The sequence below is a fragment of the Gemmatimonas sp. genome (genome assembly GCF_041689975.1).
Lineage (GTDB): Bacteria > Gemmatimonadota > Gemmatimonadetes > Gemmatimonadales > Gemmatimonadaceae > Gemmatimonas.
In genome coordinates this window covers 1-23,349 of sequence record NZ_JBDNFF010000058.1, presented here as the reverse complement: position 1 = coordinate 23,349, position 23,349 = coordinate 1, and the positions used below count along the sequence as shown (strand labels likewise).

The window sequence follows — 23,349 nt, the reverse complement described above, 5'->3', positions numbered from 1 at the left end:
GGACGCGTATCGGCGGCCGGAACCGATCGGGTCAAGTTCGCGGTCACCGAGAGGAGGGGCAAGCGGTTCACCAGCGCCGTTGCTAGCTTTCCTCGATGGGACGCTTGCCTTCGCTCTTCGCCGCGGCCGTACTGACACTGTCCGCGGTCGCCCCCCTTCCTGCGCAGTCGGGGCGGTTCGACCTGATCATTGCCGCCACTACTGACGTACACGGACGTCTGCGGGGGTGGGACTACTACGCCAACGCTCCCGATCCGGCCCGCACGCTGGCCGGGGCGGCCACGATCGTGGATTCGGTCCGTACGGCCAATCCGGGGCGGGTCCTCTTGGTCGAGGGTGGGGATATCCTCTCGGGCAATCCACTGCTGTATGTGGCGGCCAAGGTCGCCCCGCCGCCGGTACATCCGGTAATCGCCGCCATGAACGTCATGCACTATGACGCTGCGGTGATCGGGAATCATGAGTTCAACTACGGCGTACCGGCGCTGCGGGCGGCGATCGCCAAGGCGGCTTTCCCCTTCGTGGCCGCCAACGTGCGCGACGCCCAAGGGCGCCCGTTCGTGGCGCCGTACACGCTGATCGACAAGCAGGGCGTGCGTATCGCGATCATCGGCGGGACCACGCCGGGCTCGATGCTCTGGGATCGCGACAATCTGCGGGAGGCCGGTCTCACGGTCACCGATATTGTGGCGTCGGTGCGCAGCGCGGTGGCGGACGTGAAGCGGCGGAAGGCCGATGTGGTGGTGGTGCTGCTGCATTCCGGGTTGGACGAAGCCACGACCTACGATACGGTCGGGACGGGCCTTGCCTCGGAGAACGTCGCCGCGCGCGTGCCGCGTGAAATCAACGGTATCGATCTCGTAGTGTACGGCCACTCGCACCGTGAGCTGGTGGATTCCACGATCAACGGCGCGCTGCTGGTGCAGCCGCGTAACTGGGCGGCATCGGTGGCTCTGGCCACGCTGACGCTCGAGAAGTCGAAGGGCAAGTGGGCGGTCGTGAAGCACCGCGGCCAATCGGTGAAGGTGGCTGGCCACGCCGAGTCGCCGGCGGTGCTGGCGGCCTCCGCTGCGACGCACAAGGCCACGGTGGCGTGGGTGACCACGCCGGTGGGGCGCACGGCGGTGACGTGGCGTGCCGACAGTTCGCGCGTGGTCGACGCGCCGATCACCGACCTGATCACCGAAGTGATGCGCCGGGAGTCGGGTGCAGAACTTGCGGCTACTGCCGCTTTCTCGCTCGATGCGACGCTCGACACCGGCGCAGTGACGCAGGCGGCACTGTCGCGACTCTATCCTTACGAGAATACGCTGCGGGCCGTGCGCATTTCCGGTTCGCAGCTGCGCGCGTTCCTCGAGCAGTCGGCCTTGTACTACCGCACACTCTTGCCAGATGGCACGGCGCCAGCCGGTGGGTTGGTGGACCCGAAAATTCCCGGCTACAACTTCGACGTGGTTACGGGCGTGGACTACGTGATCGACCTCACGAAGCCCGCCGGTGCACGCATCACGACGCTCACGCGGAATGGCCGCGCCGTGCAGCCCACGGATTCGTTCACGATGGCGCTGAACAACTATCGCCAGAGTGGCGGTGGTGGGTACGCGATGCTGACCAGTGCGCCGGTTGTGTTCCAGAAGGATGTCGACATCCGCTCGCTGATCATCGACGCTGTGGCCAAGGCAGGCACGCTCGATCCGGCCCGGTACGCCACGGTGAACTGGCGTCTGGAACCGGCCGCAGCGCGGGCGATCGCCTATCGCGAGCAGAACCGCGCTCGCGCGGGCGAGGCAGCCGGTGGTGCGCCAGCGGCTGCCTCGGCGCCGATGTCGGGGGCGGCGCCGGGGGCGGGGGCGCGGCAAGCGGGGCGTACGCTGCGCGTGATCACCATGAGTGATTTCCATGGCGCGCTCGCGAGCCGCCCGGACGAACGCGGACGCGCGCAAGGTGGTGCGGTGGCGCTGTCAGCGGCGATCGAGAAGGCGCAGCGCGAGTGCCGCGGTCAGTGCCAGAGTGTGGTGGTCGATGCCGGTGACTTGTTCTCCGGTGCTCCGGCCTCCGACTGGGATGCAGGTAAACCCACGGTGGCCGTTTTCAACCGGCTCCACGTGGCGGCGGGCGCCATCGGGAATCACGAGTTCGACTTCGGGCAGGATACACTCCGCATGCGTCTGAAAGAGCTTGAGTACGCGGTGCTGGGTGCCAATGTGCGAGGGGCCGACGGACGTCCGCTGCCCTGGCTGCGGGCCGACACCGTAGTGGTGCGAGGCGGAGTGCGCATCGGCATCGTCGGCACCGCCGGTGAGCACACGGGCACGTCGACCAAAATGCGCAATGTGCGGCAGCTCAAGTTCCTCGACGCGGCACCGATCATTAGCGCGCGCGTCCGCGCACTGCGCGCGGGCGGAGCGCAGGTGGTCATCGCGCTCGCGCACGATGGCGCCCGCTGCGATCGCGACAAGCCAGACGTCTGTTCGGGTGGTGGCCTTGATATCATTGCGAAGCTCACGGACAAGCCCGATGTGTTCGTGATGGGTCACTCGCACACGAACATCGTGCTGCGTCGGCGCGAGATGCCGGTTGTACAGACGTCGTCCAATGGCCGAGCGATCGCGGTAGTGGACGTCCCGCTCGATGGCGGCCAGGCGCGCGCCGAGATTCGCAACGTGTTCGGCGAAGAACGAGCCGGTGCCGATCCCCTCGTGGACTCGATCGTCGCGGCGGCCACGGCGAAGGTGCAGACACGGATGGATCGGTCCGTGGCAACGATCGCGGCGCCTTTGCAACGTCGCGGCAATCAGTATGCACTGGGCAATCTCGTGGCTGACGCGACACGAGTGAAGGGCAACGCCGACTTCGGCGCGTGGAACAACGGCGGCATCCGCACCGATATCCCGGCCGGTCCGATCACGTTTGGCGGTGTGCACGGCATTTCGCCGTTCAGCAATGTGTTGGTGCGCATTCGCCTGCGCGGGCGCGATCTCGTGGCGGCGGCCGAACGGTGGGTATGGAACGGTCGTCCGAATACACATGTGAGTGGACTCGCGATCGAATACGATCCCGCCAAGCCGCAGGGTCAGCGCGTACTGCGTGTGCTCGGTGCTGACGGCGCGCCACTCGATCCCGACCGGATTTACTCGCTGGCTATCAATGACTTCATGATCGACGATCCCGAGGGCGCCTCGCTGGCGCGCACCATTTCAGTCGAGGTGCTGACGGTGCGTGACATCGACATGCTGGCGAGCTACCTGCAGGAGCTGCCGCAGCCCGTGCGCGGCGATCCGACCGAACGTATTCGCGCCGTTGGCGCGGGAGCACCAAAATGAGTGATGTGGTTTCTCCGATGTCAGTGCCCGACGCACTTCGGGTGTATGTGAACGAACGTGGCGTATCGGTGCCGCATGGTTCGGTGGCGGTCGACGCCGTCCGTGCGCTCTTTCCTGAACTGGCCGCCGAGGTGGATGCCGGGCGCCAGCGTCTCACCGATAGTCGCGGTTTGCCGGTCAGCGCGTCGCAGGCGCTGGTCGGTGGCTCGATCTATCGAGTCGTTCCGGTGCGCGAGCAGATGAACGAGGCGACCTCGTGAGCACGCTGAATCCGGCGTTCATCGAGATCGTCCAGCGTATGCCGAAGGCAGATCTCCATTGTCATCTCGACGGTTCCTTGCGGCCGTCTACATTGCTCGAGCTGTCGGTGGAGCGCGATCTCCCGCTTCCCGTGGTGACGGCCACCGCGCTCGGCGACTGGATGCGGGTCGACCACGCACTCAATCTCGAGGATTACCTCGCGCGCTTCGGCGTCACGCTGGCGGCGATGCAGGACACGGTGTCGTTGGAGCGCATCGCACACGAGTTCGTCCTCGATGCGGCGCTCGACGGGGTGCGCTACATCGAAGCGCGATTCTGCCCCGCGCTCCATGTGCGCGGCGGCCTGTCGCTCGACGACGTGATGCAGGCCGTGGGGCGCGGTCTCGCGCGCGGCCAGAAGGAGACGGGTACACTGGCCCGCGTGATCGTTTGTGCGCTGCGCAGCATGCCGTGGCCGCACGCGATGGTGATGGCCGAGCTGGCGGTGGCGTACAAAGGCAAGGGCGTGGTGGCCTTCGACCTCGCCGGCGGCGAGCTGGGCAACTCGGCCACGGCCCACGCGCTGGCGTTCGACTACGCACGTGCGCACGATCTCGCCGTCACGGTGCATGCGGGCGAAGGCGATGGCCCGGTCAGCATTCGTGAAGCACTGCACCGTTGCGCCGCCGATCGGATCGGTCACGGCACACGGCTGCGCGAAGATCCGTCGCTGGAGGCGTATGTGATCGATCACCGGATCACGCTCGAAGTGTGCCCGACCAGCAACGTGCAGACGCGCGTGGTGCCCAGTTTCGGCGACCATCCACTGGCGCGGTATGTGGTCATGGGCGCGGTGGTCACGATCAACACCGACAATCGCCTGATGAGCGGCGTGTCGCTCACCGACGAGTACGTGCGCTGTGCGCAGCACCTCGACTTCGATCTCGACACGCTGGCCATGCTCGCGATCACGTCATTCGACTCGGCGTTTTTGCCACACGTGGAGCGTGAAACGTTGCGCGAGAATATCGCCATCGAAATCGGCAACCTGTTGGCCGACGCGGAAGACATCCAGGTGACCCTATGAACGAGCGCGCTTTCGTCACCCAATCGTTCGAATCGCAGCGGATGGTGCCGGGGGCCGCGGCCGCCAAGGTGGCCGCGGAGTACATCCGGCAGCGTCTCGGACCCGATGCCCCCGTACCGGTGTGCGGGATCGTGCTCGGCTCCGGGTTGGGTGGACTGGCCGACCGGATCGAGCGCTCGGTACGCATTCCCTTCTCGCATGTGCCGGGCTTCCCCACGGCCACGGTGGCTGGCCATGCCGGTCAGATGCTGATCGGTCTGTTGGGCGGGCGACACGTGATAGCGCTGGCCGGCCGCTTTCACCTATACGAGGGCCACGACGCGGCGTTGGCCGCCTTTCCCGTGCGCGTGATGCATGCGCTTGGCGTCAAGGTCTATTTCGCGTCGAACGCGGCCGGTGGTGTGCGCCGTACGTTCAATCCGGGCGATCTCATGGTGATCTCCGATCACATGAACCTGATGTTCCGGAATCCGCTGTTCGGCGCCGTGGAGCCGGGCGACGAGCGTTTCCCGGATATGTCCGATCCGTACGACGCGGAGTTGCGCACTCTGCTGCATGAGTCGGCGCGAACGACTGGCGTGCCGTTGCACGATGGTGTGTACTGCGGGCTACTGGGGCCGACGTACGAAACGCCGGCCGAAGTGCGAATGCTGGAGCGGCTCGGCGTCGATGCCGTGGGGATGTCGACGGTGCCTGAGGTGATAGTCGCGCGCGCCCTCGGGATGCGCGTGGCTGCCGTATCTTGCATTACCAACAAGGCGGCCGGTCTCTCGCTCGAAAAACTCAATCACGCCGAGGTGATGGAAACTGGTCGAGCGGTCGCCGGCCGCTTCGAAGCGCTGATCACGGATTTCGTGGGGCGTTTGCCCTGACGAGGCGGCAGGAGTATGCCGCGCGGCGCTGTGCGCATGAGACCGCAACACAGGACACCAGCGGTCGGCTGCGTGTCGATCTTGACGCCGCTGGGCGCTGATCGCACCTTAGCGGAATGACCCGTTTAATGATTGTACCGTGCCTGCTCATGACGCTAACTGTGGCGAGCCTCCCGCTGCCCGCCCAGTCGTCCGTGGCCCGCAACGCATCGCTGTTGTGGCAGGTGGACGGTTCAGAATCTGGTGAACCGTTTGGCGACCTGCGCGACTACGTGCTGCTGAGGGACGGCACCGTGTGGGCTCTCGACTTTAAGGACCAGACGATCCGCCGCTACGATGCCAAGGGTGCGCCGCTCTCGAGTGTGGGCCGTCAGGGCAGCGGTCCTGGTGAGATGCGCAATGCCAACGGACTCGCCGTGGCGCCCGATGGCGCGGTGTGGGTGAACGATCCGGCCAATGGGCGACTCTTGGTGTTCGCAGCCAGCGGCGCGCCGCAGCGCGCGATCACGCTCAAGATTGGTGGCTACGGCTATCGCTGGGAGGGTTGGTTCGATACGTCGGGCTACCTGATTGACAAAGAGATCGGAAAGGATGCGCAATTCCGTCGCGTCGATCGCGATGGGACGGTACGCGGCACGATTCCCCACCCCGAGTGCGGCCTGCGCTCCACCACGAGCGAATACCGCGCCGAGACGCCCGGCAAGGGCATGATGATGGCGTCATACCCCTTTACCTTGGGTGGTGGTCGCGTCGCAGATCGGCGCGGCTACTTTTGGTGCGCCTCCGCGGGCGGCACCCGCGTCGCGCGTCTCGCGTACGGAAAGTTGGACACAGTCGCGCGAACCGCGATCGACATTCCGCTGCTGCCGGTGAGTCGCGAGGAGCGAAACGAGACCGTTCGCACGGTGCGCGATCGCTTGGCCAAGTACGCCACGAGCGACTTCGATCCGGCCAAGGTGCCGACCACGAAGTCTGGCATCGCCGGTCTGCACGTGGATAACGAAGGGCGCCTGTGGGTGGCGCATGTCTCCCCGTGGAAACGATCCAGTACCACCTTCGACGTATTCGACGGGGCTGGCAAGTCGATGTTCCGCGTCACGCTCCCGATTCGCGCCGTGGTGCATCTGCCCGTGATTGCCAGCGGGAACGAGTTTCTGCTGGCGGTGATGGATGACGACGATGTGATCAAACTGGCTCGGTATCGGTTGCGTTGAATGCTCGGCGTACGGTGCGCTGTTCGTGTTCATCCGCGGCGCAGCGGTCGTAGGACGGAGGACGCAACGGCGTTGACCGGGGACGAGCACGGATGGGTCGAGTGCGGTACCGTGACACCGTGTTGCCGAGCATCCGCTCCACGCCAGGATCGACCGGGCTCCGACGCGTATCCAGCGCCAGCGCCAAGGCGCCAAGGAGACCAGACGTATTCGTGAACTCCACGATCACCACTTCGATCCCGACTACGACAAAAAATGGGGTTGAGGAACTCGTGGATCAGCTCCCAGAAGTCGTCGAGGCGTGACGGCGTCGTGATGGACATGGCGTGTGTGCGCCCGCTGCTCCCGACTATCTGATCGTCATCCACGAGGGAGAGCAGGCGATTGGTGAGCCAGCCCGCGGCGGCGCCAAGCAGGCACCCGCCCATCGCCTCCACGGCAAACAGTTTCCCGACGTGCCCGACCGTAAACGTGTCGCCACCGGACGCGATTTACAGCAGTACGCTGAAGATCACGACGCCGACCCCTGTGGACAGCGACTCGCCGGTGACGGTGGCGTTGAGAGCTTCGGGTGCACCGAAGGAGCGAAGAATCGCGCCCATGGCGATCGGGTCGGTGGGAGAACTGAGCGCCCCAAACACGAAGCACCACATCGCGGGGAGCGGCGCGTTGAGTGCCCCCGCGAGTACGTGCAGCCCTCCACCCGCCAAGCGCGTGGCTACCAGCTCAAATGGCGTCTTCCGATGCTCGTCACCTTGTGGTGATGGTGTGACCGGTGCCTCCGGAGGCCAGCCGCAGTGCTTGGCGCCGCCGTCGCGGGCTACTTCGCCGGCGCCCGGTCGCCCAAGCGCGCCTCGAGCAACGCTGCGAGTCGATACGCGGCGAGCGCTAGACGTGTGCGCGCGATCACCTCGCCGCGTGCGAGGTAGTCGGTGGAGAGCATGGGCGGCGCGTTGCCCTCGCGCGGCGGGAGGTCGTACGCGACGTAGCGGGCCAGCGTGGCGCTTTCGTCGGCCCACGACTTCACGGTGGCGGCGAGCGCGGCACCGTCAGGAATCAGCAGGTCGTCGCCCGGCGCATCGGCCATCGGCAGCGCTGACTCGAGGCCGCGCGCGACCTCGTCGAGCGGGAAGTCCCGCGACACTCGTCCAACCATGCCATCCCAGACGGCATGCAGGTTGGTGGAGTCGGTGTCACTACGCGGCGTACGTACCCAGACGCGGTTCGCACCAGAGTCACCGTTGGGGTCGGCCGTACTGGAGCGCGAGGTGCCATGCACCGGCTGGTGCAGATCGCCCACGATGTGAACGATCCACCCCAAGTGGTACGCGCGCACACTGGCCGGCACCGCCCGGTCCGCCAGGGCGTCGGCCATTTTGGGCAACTCGCTGGCGGCGTTGGGTTCGGTGAGCGCAATTGGGGGCGTACCGTCCAACGAAAATGACCGTGTCAAATAGTGCCACCCGTCGCGCCGCGCCATGGTGGGGAAGCCGGGGAGTAGCGGCGTGGGCGTCGCGTCGGCGCTGGATTCGCGGTAAAAGCGGGCATCGCTGCGGATGCGATCGGGCCAGACGGACACACGAATGAAAAGCTCGCGCATACCCGCGATGGTCTGCACATCGATGCCTTCCGCCAAACTGGTGAGATCGGGGTGTTCCCGCAGCAACGCGTTGACCCGGTCGCGCACCGGCTGACTGAGGCGATCATAGGCCATGGCGGCCATCGCGCGATGGCTAATCGCGTCCCAGCGACGCACCACGGGGGCGTGCGGCGCAGGGTTATCTAGCGCGGACACCGTGGCGGGCGTGAGCGCGAAGAGGCAGACGAGCAGTTTGAGTATTTGCACACGATGAGGATACCGCGGAATACCGCCAATGACATCCACGAATCGACGCTCAGCCCGATTCACGAGCGGTCGTCATGCGGTCATCCATTGCTGGCGAGTGCCGTCGGTGAAGGCGACGCGTCGAATCACCACTGACATCGTCCGCGTCGCGCACGACCAGCGTCCATCGCCGAGGACCAATGCCGACGTGGCGCAAAGTGTTGATGTGGTGTGCGGCAGGTTGATCGTGCGGCCGAGCGGGCGCATCACGAGGCGGGACTGGGCACCGTCGCCGTGTTTCGAGATCGGATCGATCTCCAAGGTCTTCACCGCGCTCTCCGCGCACCGGCTTGTTGGACAGGGGACCTGGCGACGCCGCCCGTCGCGGTCATGGTGTCACCGGTTCCGGCCGCACGGGCTGTGCGTGTCGGGGAACGGCTGGCATTCCCGCACTGATGTCGCCCCGCCGCCGCGCCATTCAGCCACCTCCAGCGGCGCCCGTACTCAGCGCATGCGCCTCAAGCTCGGCGAGTGACACCACATCAAGGGCGCGTTCATGACAGGCCGAGAGAACCACCGGCGGGGCCACGTTGGCCTCCAGTGCCTCCCGCCAACGCAGTACGCAGAGGCACCACCGATCACCCGGCCGTAGCCCTGGAAAGTCATACTCCGGGCGCGGCGTCACGAGGTCGTTGCCGCGCGCCCGCGAGAACGCCAAAAATTCGGCAGTCACCACCGCACACACCGTATGCGATCCTACGTCCTGCGGGCCGGTGCGGCAAAAGCCATCGCGCCAGTATCCAGTGCGTGGCGCCGTGCAGCAGCAGTCGAGCGTACCACCGAGCACGTTGCGCGGTGCCAACTGGTCAGGAAGCTCGTTCGTCACAGTGTCCTCATCGTCAAGGAAGAACGGTTGGTTGAGCTATCAAGCAAAATCCGACACGTATTTCGGTAAAGCCCCGACAGCGGCACCCCGCGCGCGGTGACACGATGCCGCAACACCACCACGATAACCGTCACGCCACACTGACACGTTACGCCTCGGAGTTCGCCGCATGCGCATCCTCCTCGTACACCCCAACTACCACTCGGGCGGTGCAGAGATCGCCGGCAACTGGCCACCGGCTTGGGTTGCCTACATCAGCGGCGCGCTCAAGTCCGCTGGCTTTCTCGACATCCGGTTCATCGACGCGATGACCGACCATGTCACCGACGACGCGCTGGAGTTCATCCTCCGCGCTGAGCAGCCCGACGCCGTGCTGCGTACCGCCATCACCCCCGCCAGCTATAAGGCGCAGGAGACGATGGCCCTCGCGAAGAAAATCCACCCCAACGCGGTCACGCTGCTGGGCGGGATCCACGGCACCTTCATGTACGGGCAGGTCCTCAACGAGGCCCCGGCGATCGACTACATCGTGCGCGGCGAGGGAGAGGAGATCGTCGTCAACGTGGTGAAGGCGATTGCCGAGGGGACGCTTGAGACGACCCGCGACGAAATTTGCGGTATCGCGTTCCGGCGTGACGGACAGCCCATTGCCACCACACCGCACCCGCCGATCCAAGAGCTCGATTCGCTCACGCCAGACTGGGCGATTCTCGATTGGAGCAAGTACATCTACATCCCGCTCAACTGCCGCGTGGCCGTCCCCAATTTCGCGCGCGGCTGCCCCTTCACCTGCCCCTTCACCTGCAGCTTCTGCTCGCAGTGGAAATTCTGGCGTCAGTATCGTACGCGCGACCCGAAGAAGTTCGTCGACGAAATCGAAACCCTCGTGAAGGTGCACAAGATCGGCTTCTTCATCCTCGCCGACGAGGAGCCGACGATCAACCGCAAGAAGTTCGTCGAACTGTGCGAAGAGCTCGTGCGACGCGACCTCGGAATCCACTGGGGCATCAACACGCGCGTGACCGACATCCTGCGTGACGAGGAACTCCTGCCGCTCTATCGCAAAGCAGGGCTCGTGCACGTGTCGCTCGGCACCGAGGCCGCCGCGCAGCTCAAGCTCGACCGCTTCAACAAGGAGAACAAAGTCGAGCAGTCCTAAAAAGGCGATTCAGCTGCTCAGGGACAATGGTATCGTCACCGAGGCGCAGTTCATCGTCGGTCTCGAGAACGAAACCCCCGAAACGCTGGCGGAAACGTACGCGATGGCGCAGGACTGGAAGCCCGACCTCGTGAACTGGAACTGCTACACGCCGTGGCCCTTCTCCGACCTCTTCCAAGACCTCGGCGACAAGGTCGAAGTGCGCGACTACGCCAAGTACAACTTCGTCACCCCGATCATCCAACCCGACGTGATGACTCGCGACGAGGTGCTTGCCGGCGTGCTCAAGAACTACGGGCGCTTTTACTTCAAGAAGGCTACCGGTGGCTACCTCTGGGACAAGGATCCCTATCGCCGGACGGCAGACTACCTGATCGCGTACAGTATCCCGCGTCTCGCGCAGCTGCTCATGCGCGCGCTTCCAGCACGGCTCGCCTTGCGGACGCTGCTGGCGGGGATCATGCGCCACACGTGGACGTTCGCCGGAACGGCGACGGTGCACGTCGCGCACAGCCGCGGAGCGCCATTACGATTGGTGCTCACGCACTGCCCGATGGGCCGCGCGCTCCACGAGCCGGTGCCCACCTGTCACTTTTACGCGGGCACGCTTGAGCAGATGTTGCACCGTCTGGTTTCGCCGACGGCGCGCGTACACGAAGTCGCGTGCGAGGCCACGGGTGCGGCGGGGTGTGAGTTTGCGCTGGCGGTCAGATAGGGGCTCGTCACGCGGCGCGCAGCCTGCGGAGTTCCTTCCGCGCGCTGAGATCCACGATGTCCTGCGCGCGACCCGCGCGCTTGGGCGCGACGAGGCGTGCCGGCGAAATCGTAGCAACCAGCACGCCCTCTACATCAAAGACGGCAATCTCGGTGCACGCGTAAGCCCACATGACGCTCCAGGCGCACCCAGAGGGCCCGGCCGGGCGCGGTGCTGGAGAGAACGCCCACCCATGAGATGGTGCATGTGTGTGACGGGAGCCGCGGAGAAACCCACCACAACACCGCCACACAGAACTGGGACGTGCCCGTGAGCAGGAGGTCACCTGACCAGCCGGGCGCGAACACCCCCGACGCACTGCGACATACCTCAGCACCCAGACCCGGGACGACGCTGCCAAAATGGAGCACGCGGTTCGAGACCCCACCGCTCGCGCGACCACGAGGTGGCGGGGGTCGTGGAGCACACCTGTCGCGGGCGCGAGCCGGATGCTCCATCCGGCGCATGGCCAGCAGCGCTGCCGCGAGCGTATCGTGCGATCGAATGTGGTGTCGACTTCCGGTCCCTGCGCATCCGCCGATACTCAATTTAAAGGTTTGCGGAGACGGAAGCGTCAATGACGATGCCCGAGTCGGTGGTCGCCTCACCGCCAGACGCCGCCGGCACGCGCCGCGCGCGACGCGGGGCGATAACACAATGATGATCGGCGCCTGCAGCGTTCTCTGCCGTCGCGTCCACCTTAATCCCACCCCCGCTCACTACCGCCGCGTCGGCGTCCGCGGCAGCCCCGCCAAGCGTGTTTTGAACGTCTGAAAGGCCCGCGTGTCGCGGGTAAGCGACTTCAAAACGACCGGGTTCAGCTTTTCGATTTCCGCTTCGGTGTTGGCGACACGACTTTCTTCCATCGGGTGCGAGGCGAGGAACACATCCAATCCGCTGGGGTTACGTTGGCGTTCGGCGAGGAGAATGCGGAACATGCTCGGCATGCCGCGCGGATCGATGCCGGCGCGCGTTACGTACGTGACGCCGAACTTGTCGGCTGAGGCTTCGTCGTCACGGCTGAATTTCGCGAAGCCGGCTTGGGCACCGACCTGCAAAGCCGCGCCGGCCACGCCCTGACAGGCCGACGGCACGAATATGCAGAGCCCCGTCAAGCCGATGTTCGCGCGCTGCGCCTTGGCCATCTGCTGCATACTGTGGCGCTGCGTCACATGTGCGATCTCGTGGCCCAGCACGCCGGCGAGTTCAGACATGTCGGTGGTCTTCTCGATGAGGCCCCGGTATACGTAGATATGGCCGCCGGGTACGGCGAAGGCGTTGATCTCCCCTTGGTCGACCACGTTGAAGCGCCAGGTGAGGCTTCGGTCGTCGGAGACCCGGGCGATGGAGTCGCCGAGCACGTTGATGTAGCGCACGATGTCGGGGTCGCGAATCATGGGAAGCTCGCGCTCGACCTGCTGCGCGTAGTCGTTGCCCATCGCCACTTCTTGTTGAGTTGGCGGCACACAGGCCGTCCCGGCGAACGAGGCCGTGAGGCCGATCATCGCCAACTGGCTGTTCCGTCGTGTATTCTCACGCATGGCAGTCGCCTGTCCGAAATGCTGGTCTAGTCTCAAGGTGCGTCTGGCCTGCACCACGGCATGGCCCGTGCCACACCCTGAGGCATACCCCACTCGCACCCGTTTGCATCTGTGAAGCTACTGACACTGGCTCGTGACCTGCAGCGCCGGAAAGCGCGTGAGCGGGAGCACCGATTTGTGGCGGAGGGGGTGCGTACAGTCGAGGCGTTACTGGCGTCGGGACTGCCGGTTGACGGGCTGCTCGTCACTCTTGGTTTGCGCGATCAGCCCCGTGGGCGGGAGCTGGCGGAGGCGGCGGACGGCAGGGGCATCCCCGTGGTCGAGGTGAGCGACGGGGAGCTGGACAGCGCGGCGGGTACTGACACGCCGCAGGGTGTGCTGGCCGTGGCGCCGATCCCGGAGCGGTCTTTGCGGGCACCTGAAGGCCCTTCCAGCCGATTTTTAGTGCTGGACGCCCTGCAGGACCCCGGCAACGTGGGCACGGTAATACGAACGGCGGCGGCGCTGGGCGTCACGGCCACGGTCGCATTGCCGGGAACCGTTGACCTGTGGAACGCTAAAGTCGTCCGTAGCACGATGGGCGCACTCTTCGTGCACCCGGCGTTGCCGATGTCGTGGGACGCGTTCGCGGAATATGCCGCAGCGCACGCCGTGCCGGTGTGGGCGGCGGACACCGATGGGGTGCCTCTCGATCAGGTCACGGCGGACTCTCTGCCGGCGCGTCTCGCGCTGGTGGTGAGCAACGAAGGGGCCGGCTTGTCACCTCAAATCGCGGCGGCGGTCACATCGCGGGTCGCGATCCGGATGGCGACCGGTATCGAGTCGCTGAACGTGGCGGTGGCCGCCGGGATCCTGCTGCATTCGCTGCGCGTCCGGTAGTCGCTGCTTCGCCGCCGTTTCACCTTCGCCGTTTGCCCTTCGCCCAATTCTGTGCTGCCACTTACTGCTGACTTTTTCGTACTCGTGCTCCTTCCGGTGTTCGTGCTCGGGGCTTCGATCGGGTCCTTCCTGAACGTGTGCATTTCGCGCTGGCCGGCCGAGCTCAGTGTGGTGCGACCGCGCTCCCGTTGCCCGAAGTGCGAGCGCGCGATCGCCTGGCACGAGAATATTCCGCTGCTCAGTTGGGTCTTGCTGCGGGGGAAGTGTCGTGGCTGCAGCTTGCCGATCTCGATACAGTACCCGGCCGTCGAATTGATCGTGGCGCTGGGGTGGGTGGCGAGCTTCGTGGCGTTCGGGCTGACCTTCGAGTCACTGCGGGTCGCGGTATTCGGCACGGTCCTGTTCGGCATCGCGGTGACCGACGCCATGACGTATCTGATTCCTGACGGCTTCACCATCAGCGGTCTGGTGTTGGTGTTCGCGGCGGCGATCGCGAACTTCTTCATCGGCGAGACCTCCCACTTTGCGTCGCCGTGGGCGGCGTTCATCGGTGCCTGCGCCGGTGCCGGTGCGATCACGATCATCGGCTGGCTGGCTGAAGTCATCATGAGGCGCGAAGCGATGGGCTTCGGCGATTCGACCCTCATGGCCGTGGTCGGCGCCGCACTTGGGGCCGAGCGTTCGTTGCTCACGATTGTCGTGGGAGCGTTCGTGGGCGCCGTGGTGTTTTTGCTCATCGTGGGGCCCATCGTGAAGTGGCGCACGCGTGGTACCGACGCGGCGTTCGAGTTCCCCGATGTGCCGTTCGGGGTGTTCCTTGCGCCTGCTGCCATGCTGGTCTTGCTTTGGGGAGATCCCCTTATCGCGTGGTATCTGCAGCGCGCGTTCCCGACCTGATCTCGATGCTGATGCGAATCATTTCCCCCGTCTCGACTCGTCGCCGAAAGGTGCTTTGCGTGCGCCTGCTGGGCGTGTGCGCCGCCCTGACCACGATCGCCGGTTGTGGCGAGAAGACTCCGCAGGGGGAAGGGCCGTATGCGGAACTGGTGGCGGAGTTCGTGCCGAAAATCGAGAAGGAAACGGGGCTGACCTTCAAAACGCCGCCGCGCATCGAATCCCGCACGCGCGATGAGGTCGGCAAGTTCGTGCGCCAGCAGCTCGAAAGTGAGCGGGCGCGCAAGCAGCTGGCCGGCCAAGAGTCGGCGTACAAGCTGCTGGGCATGATGCCTGACACCATGAATCTGCTGGCGCTGCTGCAAAAGCTGCTCGAGGAGCAGATTGTAGGCTACTACGATCCCGCTACGAAGGTGCTGTACGTGGTGGACGGTGCTCCTTCGGTGATGCTGCGTCAGACGGTGTCGCACGAACTGGTGCACGCGCTGCAGGATCAGTACGTGAAGATCGACTCGGTGCAGGCGCAGGTGGACAACGCGGATCGTCAAGCGGCGGCGCAGGCCGTACTCGAGGGCGAAGCGGTGTTCCTGCAACTTCGCATGGATCCGAACGTCGGGCCGATGCTGAAGATGCCCGGGGGCTGGGATCGCATTCGCGATGCGATGAAAGACGCGCAGACGGGTATGCCGGTGTTTTCGGCCGCACCGCGCGCCGTGCGCGAAGGGTTGCTGTTTCCGTATCTCGGTGGGGCCGATTTTGTGCGGCGCTTCATCGAGAAGCGTCCCGAGAAGGAACTGCTCATGGACCTGCCGATCTCCACCAAGCAGATTCTGAATGACGCGGCCTACTTCACGGACAACAAGGCCACGCGCGACGTGCCGGTTACGGTCACACTGCCCGCGCCGCGCACCGGCACGGTGGTGTACAGCAACAGTTTCGGCGAGTTCGAAACGCGATTGCTGTTGGTGCAGCACCTCAAGGATGAAACGCTGGCCCGTCGCGGCGCGGGTGGTGGAGACGGCGACAAGTTCGCGGTGGTCCGTACGGCCGATGGTGATGCGCTGGTCTGGGCGACGGCGTGGGATTCGGCAGTAGACGCCGCCGACTTTCTCGATCTCATGGGCGATGCCGCGCGTCGGCGCTACGAGATGGCGCGCATCGAGTTCCCGGCCGGCGCCACGTCGCGGCAGTACGATGTGCCGGCCAAGGGCACGCGAATCGCGCGCATGGTTACGGTGAGGCTGGAACAGGTGGACGGCCAGCCCGTAGTGATCTACATGGACACTCCCGCACGGATCGGCGCCACGCTGATCGACCTGGCCGGCATCACCGTCGCCCGCTAACAACATGGCGATCCCGCCAGTCACGGAAGCGGTCACGGCAACCGCAGCCGCTGCGGGACCACCCGCCCTGCAGATCACACCGGACGACGAACTCAAGCGCGTCCGCCTAGTGAGAATGCAGCGGGCGGCCACGCTGATGCTGGTAGGCGTCGCGCTGCTGTTCGTAGTCACGCGCCTGCTCGAGTCGCGGTACCCTTGGCTCGGTTTTGTGCGGGCGTTTTCGGAAGCCGCTATGGTAGGTGGTATCGCCGACTGGTTCGCGGTCACGGCGCTGTTCCGTCACCCGCTGGGGATCCCGATTCCGCACACGGCCATTGTCGCCTCGCGAAAGGATCGCATCGGCACCGCGCTCGGCAATTTCGTACAGCGCAACTTCCTGACACGTGACGTGGTTATGGCCAAGATCGCGGCCATGAACCTCGGTGACCGCGCGGCGCAATGGCTGGCGCAGCCTGAGAACAGTCGGCGTCTGGCGCGACAGGCGGCGCACGGGCTCTCGGGTGCAGTGGGAGTGATGCGCGACGAAGACGTGCAGGAGCTGGTGGATCGTGGCATCGTGTCGCGGTTGCGGCGCATGCAGGCGGCGCCGCTCATGGCGCGGCTGTTCGACTTACTCACCACCGGCGGACGGCATCAGGCGCTGCTGGATGACGCGCTGCGTCTCGCGGCCAGATTTCTGAACGAGAACGAGGCGATGATCCGCGAGAAGGTGAAAGCGGAGAGCCCGTGGTGGGTGCCCGGAGCCGTGGATAATCGCTTGGGAGACAAGATCGTGAGCGGCGTGGAAAAGACGCTGGTGGCGGTCGCGGCCGACCCCGATCATCCGCTGCGTCAGAGATACGACGAGGCAGTGGACCGCTTTGTAGTCTCGCTGCGGGAGAACCCCGAGACCATCGCGCGCTTCGAGCAGATCAAGCTCGATGTGCTGGCCCATCCCGGCGTCGCGGATTTCTCGCGTGACGTGTGGGGCGATGTCAAGGAGCGGATCGCTACCTACGCCCAGCGGCTCGCCGCCGACACCGACAAGGAGCCGGATCAGATCGAGAAGTGGTTGGCTGGCCTCGGGCAAAAAGTGCTCGCGGACCCGGCGCTCTCGGCCAAGGTGAATGGCTGGATCGTAGAGATCGTGTCCTACTCGGTGGAGCAGGCGCGCGAGGAAGTCGCGAAGCTGATCTCGGCCACCGTCGCAGCATGGGACGCCGATGCGACGTCCCGGAAAATCGAACTGCAGATCGGTCGCGATCTGCAGTTCATTCGGATCAACGGGACGATCGTGGGCGGACTGGTCGGGTTGATTCTGTATTCGGCGGGGTTGCTGCTCGCTCGGTGATTGGCGTCGGCGCTACCGATCCAACGCCACCGCGGTTGCGCGATCATCCGAAGTCGCGACCCCACTGATCGAGCCGAGCGGCAGCGCGTCGGCCGGATGCGTATCCGCATGCGGTAGCAACGCGAGATGCAGCACTTCGTCCATGGTGGCTGCGAAGGTGAATGCCATCTTGTCACGCACTTCCTGCGGCACGTCGCGCACGTCCTTCTCGTTGCCCTTGGGCATGATCACTTCGCGCAGCCCCGCGCGGTACGCCGCCAGGACCTTCTCCTTTACGCCACCGATTTCGAGCACGCGTCCACGCAGCGTAACTTCGCCGGTGAGCGCGAGATCACGACGGACCGGACGGCGCGAGAGTGCACTGGCGAGCGCCAGGGTGACGGCGATACCGGCTGACGGGCCGTCTTTCGGAATCGAACCTGCGGGGAAATGCAGGTGCATGTCGGATTCGCGGAACTCGCTGTCCTCGATGCCGAGTGTGACCGCGCGTGAACGAACGAATGAGTACGCGGCGTCGACCGACTCGCGCATCACGTCGCCCAACTGACCGGTCACGGTGAGCTTGCCGTTGCCCGGCATGCGCAGCGCTTCGATCGTCATGATGTCGCCACCGGTGCTCGTCCAGGCGAGGCCGGTCACGGCGCCGATTTCCGGCTCCATCTCGGCTTCTTCCATGGAAAAGCGCGGCGTGCCCAGGATCTCCTCGGCCCGCTCGATGCCGATCTCCCACGACGTGACGTCGCCGTCGGCCTTGGCGCGGGCGCGCTTGCGCAGCAGCGACGCGAGCGATCGTTCGAACGTGCGCAGACCGGCTTCACGCGAGTAGCGGCTGGTGATGAACCCCAGCGTCTGCTCCGGTACGCTGATGTCGTCGGTGGTGAGTCCGTGGTCCTCTAACAGGCGCGGCATCAGATACCGCTGGGCGATCTCGACTTTTTCTTCGATGGTGTAACCCGCAATCTGGATCACTTCCATGCGGTCGCGTAACGGACCGGGAATATCGTACAGGTTGTTTGCCGTGCAGATAAACAGCACGCTCGACAGGTCGAACGGCAGGTTCAAGTAGTGGTCCACGAACGTCGTATTCTGCGACGGATCGAGGACTTCGAGCATGGCTGCTGTCGGATCGCCCGAGCTGCCGCCGTTGCTCATCTTGTCGATCTCGTCGATCATGATGACCGGGTCGCGCACTTCCACGCGACGCAGCGCCTGAATGAGGAGCCCCGGCATCGCGCCTACGTAGGTGCGCCGGTGTCCACGAATCTCGGCTTCATCACGTACACCGCCTACCGAAATGCGATAGAACTCGCGGCCGATGGATTTGGCGATCGCTTCACCCAGCGAGGTCTTGCCGGTGCCCGGCGGCCCCACCAAACAGAGGATCGGGCCGGTGGGATCGCCGCCGCGCAGTTTTCGCACGGCGAGATACTCGATGATGCGTTCCTTCGCTTCGTCGAGGCCGTAGTGACGATCGCTGAGCGCGTCTTCGACCTTGGCGAGCACGATCTCCTGATCGTCGCCGCTGCGCGCATGCCAGGGCAGGGCGAGCACCCAATCGAGATACGTGCGCAACACCTGATACTCGCTGGACGCGGGCGAGAGCATACGCAGCCGTTCCGTTTCACGGCGCGCCTCGCTCGCGACCTTTTCGGGAAGACGCGCTTCGTCGATCCGGCGCAGCAGATCGACTGATTCCTTCTCGTTCGGATCGGCCTCGCCCAGCTCCGATTGAATCGCGCGTAGTTGCTGGCGGAGGTAGAACTCGCGCTGATGCTGCTCGATCTTGACCTCGGTCTGCTTCTTCACGTCATCCATCACGCGGGCGCGGGCCACTTCACGCTCGAGGCGCGAAAGAATGAAGCGAATGCGATGGCCGATATCGAGACGCTGCAGCACCTCCTCCTTGTCGGAGATGCGCAAGTTCATGTTCGTGGCCGCCAGATCGGCGAAGCGTCCGGGATCGGACACATTCATCTTGAGGATCTGCGGCACTTCGTTCGGGATGCGATCGACCAACTCGGCCAGCGTCTCCGCGGCGGACACGGTGCGCACCACGAGCTCGTCGAGCTCCATCGGCTCAGCCGGCGTTTCCTTCGCGCCCTGGATCTGCGCGATCGCGAACGGGTTGACCTGATCGATGGCGTCGATCGTGATGCGCCGTAGTCCCTGCAGCGTAATCTGGACCGTGTCGCCCGGCAGGTTGATGCGCTCGTGCACGCGAGCCGCGACGCCCACGCGCCCGATGAAATTGTGCGGATCGATCGCGTCGTCTCCGTCTCCGGAGGCCACGACGAGTGCGACGATCAGCCCGGATTCCTCGTGCGCGCGCAGGAGCGCGAGATTCTCGGGGGCGCCCATCTGCACCGCGATCGTCCCCAGTGGGTACACGATCGTGGAGCGCAGCGCCATCAAGGGCAGCGTAGGAGACAGCTCGGCGCGAAGAATTTCTTCCTTGCGCTGGCCGCGAGGCATCGGAATGCTGGGGAACCGCGGATTCGATCGTGACACGTGACCGGCGAAGAAAGTGACAGCGTGAACCGAGCTACGCCAATTATAGGACGGGCCGAACGGCGTACAACGCGTGATTCCGACGGAAGTTGCGCTATGGGTGGCCTGTTTCGTCACCCCCCAGGCACGAAACGGATGCTCGGCGTCACGGCCCGGGCGGGGAGTAGCGTGCGGGCGGCCCGCGATGGGCTCGAGCCCCACGGCTCCACCGCGATGGTTGTATGAGGCGACCGCGTGGGTTAGCCTTTCAGGTCTATGTTCGACGAACTATCAGACAAACTCGGGAACGTCTTCGCGAAGCTTCGCGGACGTGGCGTTCTCACCGATGCCGACATCAAGGAAGGGCTGCGCGAGGTTCGCCGCGTTCTTCTGGAAGCCGACGTGAATTTCTCGCTTACGCGTGAGTTCCTCGAACGGGTGGAGAAGCGGGCCGTCGGTGTGCTGCAGATCAAGACGATCCAGCCGGCCCAGCAGTTGGTGAAGATCGTTCACGACGAGCTCACCGCGATGCTCGGCGAACGGCGCGAGGGGCTCAAGATGAGCACCTTGCCGCCGACGATCATCATGATGGTCGGCCTGCAGGGGTCGGGAAAGACGACCACAGCCGGCAAGCTCGCCCGCAAGTTGATGCTCGAGAACAAGTCGACACGACTGGTGGCGGCCGACGTATACCGCCCCGCCGCCATTGATCAGCTCGAGACGCTGGGCCGTGCGCTGAACGTGCCGGTGTACGCCGATCGCGATACGAAGGACGTCGTGAAGATCGCGAAGGCCGGCATCGATCAGGGCATGCGGGCGCGCGATCGCGTGGTCATCATCGACACCGCCGGTCGTTTGCAGATCGACACGGACATGATGGACGAGCTCAAGCGGCTCAAGGCTGCGATCAAGCCCGACGAAATTCTGTTCGTGGCCGATGGCATGACCGGTCAGGAAGCGGTCAGGATTGCGCAGGGCTTCGACGAAGCGTTGAACGTGACGGGTGTAATCCTGACCAAGCTCGACGGCGATGCGCGCGGTGGTGCGGCGCTCTCGATTTACGGCGTGCTCAAGAAGCCGATCAAGTACATCGGTGTCGGTGAGAAGCCCGATGCGCTTGAGGAGTTCCATCCCGAGCGCATGGCCGGTCGCATCCTGCAGATGGGCGACATCGTGTCGCTCGTGGAGAAGGCGCAGGAAACGTTCGACGCCACCGAAGCGAAGAAGCTCGAGAAGAAGGTCCGCAAGGAAGGCATGGATCTCGAGGACTTCCTCACGGCGATGCGTCAGATGCAGAAGCTCGGACCGCTCGAGAATCTGCTGAAGCTGCTGCCGGGCGTGAACTCGAAGATGTTAAAGGACGTCAAGATGGACCCGAAGCGCATGAAGCACATCGAGGCCATCGTGTTGTCCATGACGCCGCAGGAGCGGAAGAAGCCGGAGATATTGAACGGCTCGCGCCGGGCGCGTATCGCGAAAGGGTGCGGTCGGCCGGTGAGCGAGATCAACAAGCTGCTCGAGCAGTTCCGCGAAATGCAGAAGATGATGAAGAAGATGGGCGGCGGGCCCGGCGGCGCCGGTGGCAAGGGGGGCGGTGGAATGCCCCGCCTGCCATTCGGCGGCGGTGGCGGCGGGATGTTCGGAATGCGGTGAACGAAACGGCGAGCCTCAGCTCGCCGTTTCTGTGTTCACCAGTTCGGAATCCAATCCTGGCCACGACGGGAGATTGTACGTGACCAGCGTGCGCAGGTAATGGCGCCCCTCGTCACCATGCTGCGTAACGACCGCCGCGGCGCCACGCGCCACCGCTTCGGCGTCGGCATACGGCGGTTCCAGCTCTTCGGGGATCACACCGGCCTCGTGCGTCACGCCGGCAGCATCGAGAAAAGTGATCTGGATCTGCGGTTCGAGATCGACGTAGAGCAGCTGGAGCAGCTCCAGCTCATCCTGCGGCGTCTGGGCATTCAGGCGCACGAATTCGCGGGCGAGCTTGTCGACCGGCCATGACATGAGCGTGGCGGCGCGGAACCCGCCGCCCTTGGCGGCGAGACGTTGCGAATACAGAGTGCGCGCGCCCTTGTGCTTGGCGAGGGCGGAGGTGACGAGCGACAAGCGCCGCTCGGGTGTCAGTAATCGATAGGGAGTAAGTGACTTGGCCATGGGCGAAAGCTAGCGGCGCGGGTGGCGCGGAGGGAAACCCTTTCGCCAGCGCCGATGGTTCCGGAAGACGTCAGAAACACGTAATCTCTGATTATGACTCGCTTCTCCCACTTTCGTGCGGTATCTCGACTGACCGCGCTGCTGGTCCTGGCTGCCTGTTCTGCTGCCGCCGATTACGACGTCGTTATTCGTGGCGGCACCCTTTACGACGGTTCCGGCGGCGCACCGATCGTGGGGGATGTAGCGATCCGTGGAGATTCCATCGTCGCCATCGGCACCGTGAGCGGATCCGGGCGGATCGAGCTCGAGGCCGATGGACTGGCGGTTGCACCCGGCTTCATCAACATGTTGAGCTGGGCCACGGAGTCGCTGATCGAAGACGGACGCAGTCAGAGCGACATCCGACAAGGGGTCACGCTCGAAGTAATGGGTGAGGGCGACTCGATGGGGCCGCTGTCCGATACGCTGCGCGCCGACATGATTTCGCAACAGGGTGACATCACATTCCCGATCAACTGGCGCACGTTGCGCGGCTATCAGGACTCGTTGGTGAAGAAGGGCATCAGCACCAACATCGCGTCGTTCATCGGCGCGACCACGGTACGGACCAATCACGTGGGATGGGATGATCGCGCTCCCACCGCGTTGGAACTCGAAGCCATGCAGGCCGAGGTCCGCGTGGCCATGGAAGAAGGCGCACTCGGCGTGGGCTCATCGTTGATCTATGCGCCGGCCTTTTACGCGAAGACGCCGGAACTGGTGGCGCTCATGAAGGCCGCCGCGCCATTCGGCGGCATGTACATCTCGCACCTGCGCAGTGAGGGCGCGCGCCTCGAGGAAGCCGTCGAGGAGTTGATCACGATTGCGCGCGACGCTGGTGTGCGCGCCGAGATCTATCACCTGAAGGCTGCTGGTGAGAGCAACTGGCCGAAGATGGAGAAGGTGCTGGCGCGTATCGAAGCCGCGCGCGCGGAAGGGCTGGAGATCACTGCCGACATCTATCCGTACACGGCAGGTGCCACCGGACTCGACGCCGCGATGCCGCCGTGGGTGCAAGAAGGCGGCTACGCTGCGTGGACGAAGCGTCTGCAGGATCCGGTGATCCGCCAGCGCGTTGCCAAGGAAATGCGTACGCCGACCGATCAGTGGGAAAGCCTGCTGCTGGCTGCCGGGTCGCCCGAACGCGTGGTCCTGTCGGGCTTCAAGGCCGACTCGCTCAAGCAGTATACGGGCAAGACACTGGCGGCGGTGGCCAAGCTGCGTGGTACCACACCGGAAGAGACGGCGATGGATTTGGTAGTGAAGGATGGCACGCGTGTGGGCACGATCTACTTCATCATCGACGAGGACAACAT

At 64.9% G+C, this 23,349-nt stretch carries 20 protein-coding genes and 1 pseudogene; 14 read left to right on the top strand and 7 right to left on the bottom strand.

Annotated elements, in window-relative coordinates; all coding sequences use genetic code 11:
- Positions 1-95: 95 nt before the first annotated feature.
- The 6 genes from ACESNG_RS04290 to ACESNG_RS04265 all read left to right on the top strand — a co-directional run bounded on the left by ACESNG_RS04290 (position 96) and on the right by ACESNG_RS04265 (position 7,500).
- On the top strand, positions 96-3,323 hold the full coding sequence (locus ACESNG_RS04290; protein WP_373059306.1) for a 5'-nucleotidase C-terminal domain-containing protein: 3,228 nt from the start codon (positions 96-98) through the stop codon (positions 3,321-3,323).
- 17 nt (positions 3,324-3,340) lie between these two features.
- Entirely contained in the window at positions 3,341-3,583 is a 243-nt protein-coding gene (locus ACESNG_RS04285; RefSeq protein ID WP_373067958.1) for a hypothetical protein, read from the top strand.
- Complete coding sequence (gene add / locus ACESNG_RS04280; protein ID WP_373067956.1) at positions 3,580-4,650, top strand: adenosine deaminase; 1,071 nt, start codon at positions 3,580-3,582, stop codon at positions 4,648-4,650. Before ACESNG_RS04285 ends, add begins: the two co-directional genes overlap by 4 nt.
- A 41-nt stretch (positions 4,651-4,691) precedes the next feature.
- A complete protein-coding gene (locus ACESNG_RS04275; protein ID WP_373059342.1) occupies positions 4,692-5,522 on the top strand; it encodes a purine-nucleoside phosphorylase in 831 nt (276 codons plus the stop codon).
- A 149-nt stretch (positions 5,523-5,671) separates the two neighbouring features.
- Positions 5,672-6,736: a hypothetical protein gene (locus ACESNG_RS04270; protein WP_373059312.1), complete on the top strand. Its 1,065-nt coding sequence runs from the start codon at positions 5,672-5,674 to the stop codon at positions 6,734-6,736.
- A gap of 326 nt (positions 6,737-7,062) precedes the next feature.
- On the top strand, positions 7,063-7,500 hold the full coding sequence (locus ACESNG_RS04265; protein WP_373067954.1) for a hypothetical protein: 438 nt from the start codon (positions 7,063-7,065) through the stop codon (positions 7,498-7,500).
- 56 nt (positions 7,501-7,556) lie between these two features.
- Here ACESNG_RS04265 and ACESNG_RS04260 read toward each other — a convergent pair whose 3' ends face one another.
- From ACESNG_RS04260 to ACESNG_RS04250, 3 genes are all read right to left on the bottom strand, one after another.
- A complete protein-coding gene (locus tag ACESNG_RS04260) occupies positions 7,557-8,582 on the bottom strand; it encodes a S1/P1 nuclease (protein WP_373059316.1) in 1,026 nt (341 codons plus the stop codon).
- A gap of 72 nt (positions 8,583-8,654) precedes the next feature.
- On the bottom strand, positions 8,655-8,882 hold the full coding sequence (locus ACESNG_RS04255) for a hypothetical protein (protein ID WP_373067952.1): 228 nt from the start codon (positions 8,880-8,882) through the stop codon (positions 8,655-8,657).
- A 157-nt stretch (positions 8,883-9,039) separates the two neighbouring features.
- Entirely contained in the window at positions 9,040-9,447 is a 408-nt protein-coding gene (locus ACESNG_RS04250) for a DUF2237 family protein (RefSeq protein WP_373059320.1), read from the bottom strand.
- 169 nt (positions 9,448-9,616) lie between these two features.
- Here ACESNG_RS04250 and bchE point away from each other — a divergent pair.
- Positions 9,617-10,964, top strand: a pseudogene (gene bchE / locus ACESNG_RS04245) (magnesium-protoporphyrin IX monomethyl ester anaerobic oxidative cyclase); the annotation flags it as partial.
- Positions 10,965-11,015: 51 nt separating this feature from the next.
- Positions 11,016-11,321: a bacteriochlorophyll 4-vinyl reductase gene (gene bchJ / locus ACESNG_RS04240; RefSeq protein WP_373059344.1), complete on the top strand. Its 306-nt coding sequence runs from the start codon at positions 11,016-11,018 to the stop codon at positions 11,319-11,321.
- Between the two features lie 7 nt (positions 11,322-11,328).
- Here bchJ and ACESNG_RS04235 read toward each other — a convergent pair whose 3' ends face one another.
- Both ACESNG_RS04235 and ACESNG_RS04230 read right to left on the bottom strand, forming a co-directional pair.
- On the bottom strand, positions 11,329-11,493 hold the full coding sequence (locus ACESNG_RS04235) for a hypothetical protein (protein ID WP_373059322.1): 165 nt from the start codon (positions 11,491-11,493) through the stop codon (positions 11,329-11,331).
- Positions 11,494-12,079: 586 nt separating this feature from the next.
- The gene (locus ACESNG_RS04230) at positions 12,080-12,901 is read right to left on the bottom strand and encodes a M48 family metallopeptidase (RefSeq protein WP_373059324.1); all 822 of its coding nucleotides are present in this window, start codon (positions 12,899-12,901) and stop codon (positions 12,080-12,082) included.
- A gap of 111 nt (positions 12,902-13,012) precedes the next feature.
- Here ACESNG_RS04230 and ACESNG_RS04225 point away from each other — a divergent pair, with 111 nt between their 5' ends.
- The 4 genes from ACESNG_RS04225 to ACESNG_RS04210 are packed head-to-tail and all read left to right on the top strand — an operon-like array spanning position 13,013 to position 17,347.
- Entirely contained in the window at positions 13,013-13,780 is a 768-nt protein-coding gene (locus ACESNG_RS04225) for a TrmH family RNA methyltransferase (RefSeq protein ID WP_373059326.1), read from the top strand.
- Between the two features lie 51 nt (positions 13,781-13,831).
- Positions 13,832-14,677 (top strand): A24 family peptidase, encoded by an 846-nt coding sequence (locus ACESNG_RS04220; protein ID WP_373059328.1) that lies wholly within the window; start codon positions 13,832-13,834, stop codon positions 14,675-14,677.
- 11 nt (positions 14,678-14,688) lie between these two features.
- The gene (locus ACESNG_RS04215) at positions 14,689-16,017 is read left to right on the top strand and encodes a hypothetical protein (protein ID WP_373059330.1); all 1,329 of its coding nucleotides are present in this window, start codon (positions 14,689-14,691) and stop codon (positions 16,015-16,017) included.
- A gap of 4 nt (positions 16,018-16,021) precedes the next feature.
- Positions 16,022-17,347 carry a DUF445 domain-containing protein gene (locus ACESNG_RS04210; protein WP_373059332.1) on the top strand — a complete coding sequence of 442 codons (1,326 nt, stop codon included), beginning with the start codon at positions 16,022-16,024 and terminating at the stop codon, positions 17,345-17,347.
- 12 nt (positions 17,348-17,359) lie between these two features.
- On the opposite strand, the gene lon is transcribed toward ACESNG_RS04210, so the two are convergent.
- Positions 17,360-19,819, bottom strand: a complete 2,460-nt coding sequence (gene lon, locus ACESNG_RS04205) for an endopeptidase La (RefSeq protein ID WP_373059334.1) — start codon at positions 19,817-19,819, stop codon at positions 17,360-17,362.
- 291 nt (positions 19,820-20,110) lie between these two features.
- Between lon and ffh the strand changes: the two genes are divergently transcribed.
- Positions 20,111-21,487: a signal recognition particle protein gene (gene ffh / locus ACESNG_RS04200; RefSeq protein WP_373059336.1), complete on the top strand. Its 1,377-nt coding sequence runs from the start codon at positions 20,111-20,113 to the stop codon at positions 21,485-21,487.
- Between the two features lie 15 nt (positions 21,488-21,502).
- On the opposite strand, the gene ACESNG_RS04195 is transcribed toward ffh, so the two are convergent.
- Positions 21,503-21,994, bottom strand: coding sequence for a hypothetical protein (locus ACESNG_RS04195; RefSeq protein ID WP_373059338.1), 492 nt, complete (start codon positions 21,992-21,994; stop codon positions 21,503-21,505).
- Positions 21,995-22,087: 93 nt separating this feature from the next.
- On the opposite strand from ACESNG_RS04195, the gene ACESNG_RS04190 reads away from it, so the two are divergent.
- Positions 22,088-23,349: amidohydrolase family protein (locus tag ACESNG_RS04190; RefSeq protein WP_373067950.1), on the top strand; the 1,262-nt coding region annotated here is incomplete at its 3' end.